The sequence below is a fragment of the Paenarthrobacter sp. CM16 genome, assembly GCF_013179505.1.
In the GTDB taxonomy this organism is placed as follows: Bacteria; Actinomycetota; Actinomycetes; order Actinomycetales; family Micrococcaceae; genus Arthrobacter.
In genome coordinates, this window is the sequence record NZ_JABMCX010000215.1 from 1 (window position 1) to 8,371 (window position 8,371).

General features: G+C 62.3%; 6 protein-coding genes and 1 pseudogene. 5 read left to right on the plus strand and 2 right to left on the minus strand.

The genetic code is table 11. From position 1 onward, the window contains the following. A pseudogene (locus HP499_RS17115) lies at nucleotides 1–1,130 on the plus strand (ABC transporter); the annotation flags it as partial. A gap of 1 nt (nucleotide 1,131) precedes the next feature. Here HP499_RS17115 and HP499_RS17120 read toward each other — a convergent pair. After that, nucleotides 1,132–2,880 carry a pyruvate dehydrogenase gene (locus tag HP499_RS17120; protein ID WP_172325412.1) on the minus strand — a complete coding sequence of 583 codons (1,749 nt, stop codon included), beginning with the start codon at nucleotides 2,878–2,880 and terminating at the stop codon, nucleotides 1,132–1,134. A gap of 186 nt (nucleotides 2,881–3,066) precedes the next feature. Here HP499_RS17120 and HP499_RS17125 point away from each other — a divergent pair, with 186 nt between their 5' ends. From HP499_RS17125 to HP499_RS17140, 4 genes are all read left to right on the plus strand, one after another. Further along, a complete protein-coding gene (locus tag HP499_RS17125) occupies nucleotides 3,067–3,516 on the plus strand; it encodes a hypothetical protein (protein WP_172325413.1) in 450 nt (149 codons plus the stop codon). A gap of 9 nt (nucleotides 3,517–3,525) precedes the next feature. Further along, nucleotides 3,526–4,770, plus strand: coding sequence for a non-homologous end-joining DNA ligase (ligD, locus tag HP499_RS17130; RefSeq protein WP_172325414.1), 1,245 nt, complete (start codon nucleotides 3,526–3,528; stop codon nucleotides 4,768–4,770). 1 nt (nucleotide 4,771) lies between these two features. Then, nucleotides 4,772–6,046, plus strand: a complete 1,275-nt coding sequence (locus HP499_RS17135; RefSeq protein ID WP_172325416.1) for a cation:proton antiporter — start codon at nucleotides 4,772–4,774, stop codon at nucleotides 6,044–6,046. A gap of 142 nt (nucleotides 6,047–6,188) precedes the next feature. After that, on the plus strand, nucleotides 6,189–7,082 hold the full coding sequence (locus HP499_RS17140) for a glucose 1-dehydrogenase (RefSeq protein WP_172325415.1): 894 nt from the start codon (nucleotides 6,189–6,191) through the stop codon (nucleotides 7,080–7,082). An 88-nt stretch (nucleotides 7,083–7,170) separates the two neighbouring features. On the opposite strand, the gene HP499_RS17145 is transcribed toward HP499_RS17140, so the two are convergent. After that, nucleotides 7,171–8,367 carry an FAD/NAD(P)-binding oxidoreductase gene (locus HP499_RS17145; protein ID WP_172325417.1) on the minus strand — a complete coding sequence of 399 codons (1,197 nt, stop codon included), beginning with the start codon at nucleotides 8,365–8,367 and terminating at the stop codon, nucleotides 7,171–7,173. Between the last annotated feature and the right edge of the window lie 4 nt (nucleotides 8,368–8,371).

The window sequence follows — 8,371 nt, forward strand, 5'->3', positions numbered from 1 at the left end:
AGATCCTCTACAGCGGGCCTGTAGCCGGGCTGGAACAGGTGCAGGATTCGGTGACCCGGCCTTTCCTTTTCTCCGACGGCAGCAATGCACCCAAGGGCGGTCCGCGTTCCTGGGATAAGTCGCTAACCCTTGGAGGGGTCAGCCGGCATAATCTGCGCGGCCTGGGTGTGGAGTTTCCCCTGGGCGTGCTGACGGCAGTGACTGGAGTTTCCGGCTCGGGCAAATCCACTCTGGTAAGCCAGGTCCTAGCCGACGTGGTCAGGGCCGAACTCCATCCGGATGCGACGGACGGCGACTCGCCCGGCGCTGGCCCGGGAGATGCGACTGTGTCAGGGCTGCACCGGCTTGACCGGCTGGTGCAGGTTGACCAGAAACCGATTGGCCGCACTCCCCGGTCCAACCTGGCCACCTATACCGGCCTCTTCGATGGTGTCCGGAAGGAATTCGCTGCCACCGACGACGCCCGTGCCCGTGGTTTCGGTGCCGGGAGGTTCTCTTTCAACGTCGCTGGAGGGCGCTGTGAAACATGCCAGGGCGAGGGGTTCGTGGCGGTGGAATTGCTGTTCCTGCCCGGGAGCTACGGCCCCTGTCCGGAGTGCGGAGGTTCGCGTTTCAACCCCGCCACCTTGGAAGTGACCTACCGTGGGCGGAACATTGCGGAGGTCCTGAACATGACTGTCAGCGCGGCGGCGGACTTCCTCTCCGATCTGCCGTCCGTCTCGCGAAGCCTCCAGACCCTGGCAGAGGTAGGCCTGGGTTACCTGAGGCTGGGACAGCCTGCCACGGAGCTTTCCGGCGGGGAAGCCCAACGCATCAAACTCGCCACCGAACTGCAGCGCATCCAGCGTGGCCACACCCTGTACCTGCTGGACGAACCAACCACCGGCTTGCATCCCGCCGATGTCCGGCTGCTGATGAAGCAGCTCCACAGGCTCGTCGACGCCGGCAACACGGTGATCGTGGTGGAACACGGGATGGACGTGGTGGCCGAAGCCGATTGGGTCATCGACCTGGGGCCCGGCGGTGGCGACGCCGGCGGCGAGGTGATCGCTACCGGCCCGCCCGCCGTCGTCGCGCGTTCCGCACACAGCCGGACCGCCCCGTACCTCGCCGCCGCGCTCCGGCAGTGAGTCAGCGCCGCGGGATGTTGCGCAGGTTGCTGCGCGCCATGCTGACGGCCTCACCGGCTCCCCGGTTCAGGACCACTTTGGACATGGCGGTAGCGAATCCGATGACCTGCGAACCGGAGATCTTCGGAGGAACGGACAGCGCGTTCGGGTCCGTGATGAGTTCCACCAGCGACGGCCCCGGATGCGCAAATGCCTCCCTGTACGCCCCCTCGATGTCCGCCGGATCCGTCACCCGCACTGCATGGAAGCCCAGCGCTTTGGCAACCTCGGCGTAGTTGGCATCCGGGACGTCCACACCAAAGTCCGGGAGGCCGTCCACCAGCATCTCCAGCTTGACCATGCCCAAGGTGGAGTTGTTGAACACCACGACGTTTACAGGCAACTTGTGCGCGGCGACCGTGATGAGCTCGCCCAGCAGCATGGACAGGCCGCCATCACCGGAAACGGAAACCACCTGCCGGCCGGGATAGGCCACTTGAGCACCGATCGCGTGCGGAAGGGCGTTCGCCATGGAGCCGTGAAGGAACGAACCAATCAGGCGCCGCGTGCCCAACGGGTTGATATAGCGAGCGGTCCAGACGTTGCACATGCCGGTATCCGCGGTGAAGATGGCGTCCTCGGCTGCAACCTGGTCCAGCAAGGAGGCAGCATATTCGGGGTGGATCGGCTGCTTCTTCTCCACCTTGCGCGTGTAGGCGCCTACCGCCTTGTTCATGAGGCGGTCGTGCTTCTTGAGCATCTGGTCCAGGAACCGGCGGTTCTTCTTCGGCTGCACCAGGGGCAGCAACGCTTTTAGCGTGGGCAGAACGTCGCCGTGGACTGCGATGTCGACGTCGGTCCGGCGGCCCAACCGCTGGGCGGCCCGGTCCACCTGGGCCGTCCGGGTATCGGGCAGGAATTGATCATAAGGAAAGTCGGTACCGAGCAGGATCAGGAGGTCTGCATCTTCTATGCCCTCGGCCGCTGCGCCGTAGCCCAGGAGCCCGGTCATCCCGATGTCGAACGGATTCCGGTACTGGACAAAGTCCTTGCCCCTGAGCGAGTGGCCTATGGGAGCATTGATGAGCTCGGCCAATGCCATGAGTTCGCTGTGGGCCCCCTCAACACCGGCGCCGGCGAAAATGGCCACCTTACCGGCGTCGTTGATAGCTTGGGCCAGGTCCTGGACGCTGGCCGGATGGGGCACCACAGTGGCCGGCCTGAACGTCGCAGGCGCTGGCGTGGGGGCCGTGGCCTCGAGGCCGGCGATGTCGCCCGGGAGGGTGACCACTGAGACTCCCCTGAGGGCAATGGCGTTTTGGATGGCGCTGTGCATGACCCTTGGCGCCTGCTCCGCGGTGCTGATCAATTCCGAATACACCGAGCATTCGGTGAATAACCGGTCAGGATGGGTTTCCTGGAAGAAACCACTTCCGATCTGCTTGCTGGGAATGTGCGAGGCGATGGCCAACACCGGCGCTCCAGTGCGGTTGGCGTCGTAGAGCCCGTTGATCAGGTGCAAGTTGCCTGGTCCGCAGGAACCTGCGCACACAGCAAGCCGTCCGGTCAGTTGTGCCTCCGCTGCGGCTGCGAAGGCGGCCGCCTCCTCGTGGCGGACGTGGATCCAGTCAATGCCTCCCTTCGCCGAACCTCCGGTTTGGCGCACGGCATCCACGATTGGATTGAGGCTGTCGCCAACGATTCCGTAGATCCGCTGCACCCCGGCAGCCTGTAGTTGTTCGATGAGCTGGGTGGCAAGTTCCTTGGCCATACTGTGCAGACTCCCTCAGTGTGTGGTGGTGGGCTGACATGGCCAAATATAGTCGGCTTGGCTCTGTGGCCGCTGAATGGCAGCCACGCAGCCAAAAGGGTCCCGAAGGGGCGTTTATTGTCTCCACATTCCCCTGCACCAGTTTCCGGCGTACTTGAAGATCCTGCCCAAGGTGCGCCATGCGAATTGGCAATGAAATTCCGGCAGGCACAACCCAAGCTGCAATTTTTTTGTCTCATGAAGGAATTTATAAGTGTGAGAATAATCCGCCGATTTTATTGTCGGCATCCCGAAGTTGAGGTTGGCGGCGGGCAGCAGGTGACCGCCAACCCGCCTCCAACTTGGCGGGCCCGTAACTATCGCCGGCTCTTCCGTGGCTTGATGAAAATGTTCTCGCTGCCGGCGGTCTTGGCCCGTTTTTCCGCCCGTTTCTCCAGGATGGTCTTTCCGGGCTTTTTCGACTTTGCACTATCAGGGGATTTTCCTGACATTCCGATCACTCCATTCGTTGTTGCTTTATCATCACCATACCTACTTTTATTTTTAATGCCAGTTGTGAAATTATTTGCTTGTTGGCAAAGGCGGCGGGGCACTTTTCCTCCGGGACCTCTGGCTGGGACGGCCGTTCGTTGCTAGCGTGACCGCATGAGCCCCTCCAAGACCCCGGCGGAGATTCTGGACATCGACGGTGCCGACGTTCGAGTCTCGAACCCGGACAAAGTGGTTTTCCCCGCAATCGGGTTGACCAAGCTCGATATTGTCCAGTACTACCTTGCGGTGGCGGACGGCGCGCTGCGTGGAGCCGGCGGGCGGCCGATGGTCCTCAAACGCTTCCCCAAGGGCATTGATAATGAACCGTTCTTCCAGAAGCGCGTGCCGGAAAACCATCCCCCGTTCATTGACACGGCTACACTTCACTACTCCTCCGGCACCTCGGCTGAAGAGACCGTGATACGGGATGCCGCGGGGCTTGCCTGGGTGGTGAATCTTGGCTGCCTCGACCTCAACCCTCACCCGGTGCGCGCCGAGGACCTGGACCACCCTGACGAACTTCGCGTTGATCTCGACCCCATGCCCGGGGTGGATTGGTCACAGATAGTGGACGTCGCGTACGTCGCACAGGACGTTCTTGACGATGTCGGCTTGGTGGGGTGGCCGAAGACCAGCGGTTCGCGCGGGCTTCACATCCTGGTGCGCATCGCTCCATATTGGTCCTACCGGGATGTTCGGCTCGCCGCCGAAACCCTGGCCCGTGAAGTGGAAAACCGGGCCCCGGGGATGGCTACCGCCAGGTGGTGGAAGGAGGAACGCGGCGAAAGCGTGTTCGTGGACTTCAACCAAAACGCCAAGGACCGCACCGTTGCCTCCGCCTACTCTGTGCGTTCACTCCCCGATGCCCGCGTCTCGACACCTCTGACCTGGGCTGAAGTACGGTCAGCCAGGCCGGAGGATTTCACGGTCCTCACGGTGCCCCGGCGCTTTGCCGATGCGGGCGATCCCCATGCGGGCATAGACGACGCCGCGGGTTCACTTGATGCTCTGCTGGCCTTGGCTGCCGAACTGGGCCCCGCAGAGAAGGCTCCGCGGAGCGGGGACGGCTCCGGCCGCCGGATGTCCACCATGCCACTGGTGGAGGTGGCACGTACGAAAACAAAACCCGAGGCTCTCGCCTCACTGGAGGAGTGGAAGGAACGGCACCCGGACCTTGTCCCCCACTTACACCCCGCGGATGTCCTTGTTGACGGGATGAGGGGATCAAGCTCGCTCTGGTACAGGGTTCGGGTCAACCTTCAGCACGTTCCGGAGAGCGAACGCCCGCCGCAGGAGAAACTGCTTGCCGACTACGATCCGTGGGCAGGCAAGGAATGGCCCGGACGGCCCGGAGCCTGAGATGCAGGGCCTGTCCGCGTCCTTGGTCCTGATCGCAGCGTTGGCAGTTGTTGCCCCTATAGCCGTCCGACTGCTTGACCGTGTGATCAAAGTACCGATCGTGGTTTTTGAGATTGCCCTGGGGATGCTGCTTGGTCCGAGCCTACTGGGGTGGATCGAATCCACAGCGTTCACAGACACCCTGGCAGATTTCGGCTTGGCCATGCTGTTCTTTGTTGCAGGAAACGAAATAGATTTCACCGCCATCAGGGGGCGTCCCATAAGACGCGCTTCGGCAGGTTGGGTCATCTCCCTGGCAGCAGGAATCGGCGCCGGCTTTGTCCTGGCTCCCGCACCGGAGGCCGCCGTCATCATCGGAGTGGCCCTGTGCTCCACAGCCTTGGGGACCCTGCTGCCCATCATCCGCGATGCCGGCGAATCCAAGTCACCCATTGGTACGGCCGTGGCCGCCCTGGGTGCCGTTGGGGAATTTGGACCACTGATTGCGATTTCGCTGTTCTTCAGCGGGAAGCACGTGGGAATGGCATCAGTGGTGTTGCTGGGGTTCGTGCTCCTGACTGGCGTGGCCATCTTCTTCGCTTCAAAGGCACGGCACACCCTCTTCCACGCACAGGTCACCCGGACCCTCCACACCAGCAGCCAGTTTGCCATGCGATCCATTATGTTGATCCTTAGCTCACTGGTTGTCTTGAGCATGGTCCTGGGACTGGACATGCTGCTGGGCGCTTTCGCTGCCGGCGTGCTCTGGCAGGTGACCATAGCGCGTGCTCCCGAGGCTGACCGAAAAGTCATTGAAACAAAAATCGACGCCATTGCCTTCGGATTCCTGGTGCCGGTCTTCTTCATCGATACCGGCATTGACTTTGACCTTGGCGCGCTGACTTCGAGTCCGGCGACCCTCGTGCTGGTGCCCTTGTTCCTGGTACTCCTGTTCATGATCCGCGGCATTCCGTCCTTGCTGGCGGCACCCCGAGGCTCCACGCGGGCTGACAAACGAGCGCTCATGCTGTTAGGGGCAACAGGCCTGCCGATCATCGTGGCCGTGACCACCATCGGCAGGGAGCACGGTTTCATCACCAGCGGGTTCGCCTCCGCACTGGTGGGGGCCGGCATGCTCTCCGTCCTGCTGTTTCCGTTGTTGGCCCTGCGGCAACTCCACCATAAGGAGCCAATTGACCCGGCAGCGGCACTGCCAGCCAGTAGCAGTCCAGAGCCGACGGAACAGATGCCCGACGGCGACCTCCCGCCGTCGGGCGCTAAAGGCAGCGGCGGCTGATAGCCGCCAGCGGAGCGGCAACGGACGAGATCCGGGCTTTGCAGACGGACACGGGCATGCTTAGGGTGGATTCATAAGCTTCCTTAGCTTTGTCGCGATGTACCCAAAGAAACGTTTGCCCGTAGAGATCTGGAGGACCACCATGACTGATCAGTACACGTTCCGGAACCCCGTCACCGCCTACGAGCAGATTTCCCCGCCAAAACAGCACCAACCCGAACCCGGGCTGGATGCGGATTTGACACCCAAGGCGGACCTTGGCGAGGAAACCTACCGCGGAACCGGGAGGCTGGAGGGCCGCAAGGCAATCGTGACCGGAGCGGACTCCGGCATCGGAGCGGCGACAGCCATCGCCTTCGCCCGCGAGGGCGCGGACGTCGTACTTTCCTACTTGCCCGAAGAGGAAGAGGACGCAAACCGGATCGCGGGCATCATTGAAGCCGCAGGCCGTAAGGCCGTCAAAGTGCCCGGCGACCTCAAAGACTCCGCCACGTGCCAGGAAGTGGTGGATACCGCCGTCACCGTCCTGGGCGGGGTAGACATCCTGGTCAATAACGCCGGCAAGCAAGTAGCGCAGGAAGACCTGGCGGACATCACCGACGAGCAGTTCGACCACACGCAGAAGACCAACGTGTACGCGATGTTTTGGCTGACCAAGGCCGCCCTTCCCCACCTGCCGGCCGGTTCCACCATTATCAACACCACATCGATCCAGGCCTACAATCCTTCGCCCACCTTGCTTGACTACGCCACCACCAAGGCCAGCATCAACAACTTCACCAAGGGACTGGCCCAGCAGCTCGCCCCCAAGGGCATCAGGGTCAATGCAGTGGCACCGGGTCCCATCTGGACGCCGCTCCAGGTCAGCAGCGGCCAGCCCAAGGAGGCCTTGCCCGAATTTGGACACTCCACTCCCCTGGGTCGCGCCGGGCAGCCTGCAGAGCTCGCGCCGGCATACGTATTCCTTGCCTCGCCGGAATCCAGTTACGTGGTAGGCGAAACGCTGAACGTCAACGGAGGCAACCCCACGCCCTAGCGGACGGCGACAACGGCACCACGTGGGTGATGGACCCGCGTGGTGCCGGCGCAGCACTGGCCTGGGACGCTCGGCGGCACCGCCCTCTTCACGCCCGGCCCTTGAGGATCAAGTGCCAGTAGACCTGGGGGAACATGCTGCGGTCCACCCACCAGGAAAAGCGGCTTTCCTTCCATGTAGGAACCTTGGGGATGGTTGGCTTGGGCTCATAATTGTGGTCAAACTCGGCAAAAACCACCGTGTGCCGGGAAACAGTGAACGGGCACACCGAGTATCCGTTGTATTTCATGGTTGGCGCCAGGCCTTTGCGGGCCGCCACGAGGTTCTTCGCCAACACCTTGGTCTGTTTTCGCAGGGCCCCGCCGGATTTGGAGTTGGTGGTGGCAGCAGCGTCGCCCAGAGACCATACATTGGGATAGCGCTTGTGACGCAGCGTTTCAGTGTCTACATCAACAAATCCGTCCCCCTGCCCTGGGGCCGGGAGGTCCGTGGCTTTGAGCCAGTCAGGCGCCGATTGTGGCGGGACGGCGTTCAGGACGTCGTACCCCAGCTCTTCGGTAGTGTTGGTGACGTTGTTGCGGATGCTCGCCATCCTGCCGGCAGCATCCACAGCCACCAGTTCACTGTTGGTACGGAGTTCAATTCCATATTCGGCGATTTTCCGCTCGAGCTCCCTGTCCACGTCCGGAATGCCGAACACGGTGGGGTAAGGCTGCACCATCACCACCCGGATCTTGTCCAAAACGCCCTGTTCACGCCAGTAGTCACAGGCCAGGTACATCGGCTTCTGGCTGGCACCCCCGCATTTGATGGGCCCTGATGGCATGGTGAAGACCACAGTTCCGGACCGGAGACTGCTCAGAAGCGACCAGGATTTTGAGGCAAGCTCGAATTCGTAGTGCGATGCGCCATACGGTGAATTGACAGCCTCAGCCAAGCCCGGCACGTCATCCCACCGGTATTGCAGCCCGGGGCAGAGAACCAGGTGCTCGTAACCCACAGCGGCGCCCGACTCCAGCAGAACAGTGTTTGCCTTGGTATCTACACCCATTGCCCTGTCTTTAATCCAGTCAACCCCCTTGGGCGTCACTGACGACTGGCTGCGGACGGCCTCCTTTACCTGGGCCCGGCCGCCGGCAATATGGGAGAACAGCGGCTGATACAGGTGATGGTCCTTGGGCTCAATGAGGCCAATATTCTTCACCCCGTAACGCCCCAGTCGGGCCGCGAGCGAAACCCCGGCATTGCCCCCGCCGATGATGACTACATCGTGGTGGTGGGACACTGCG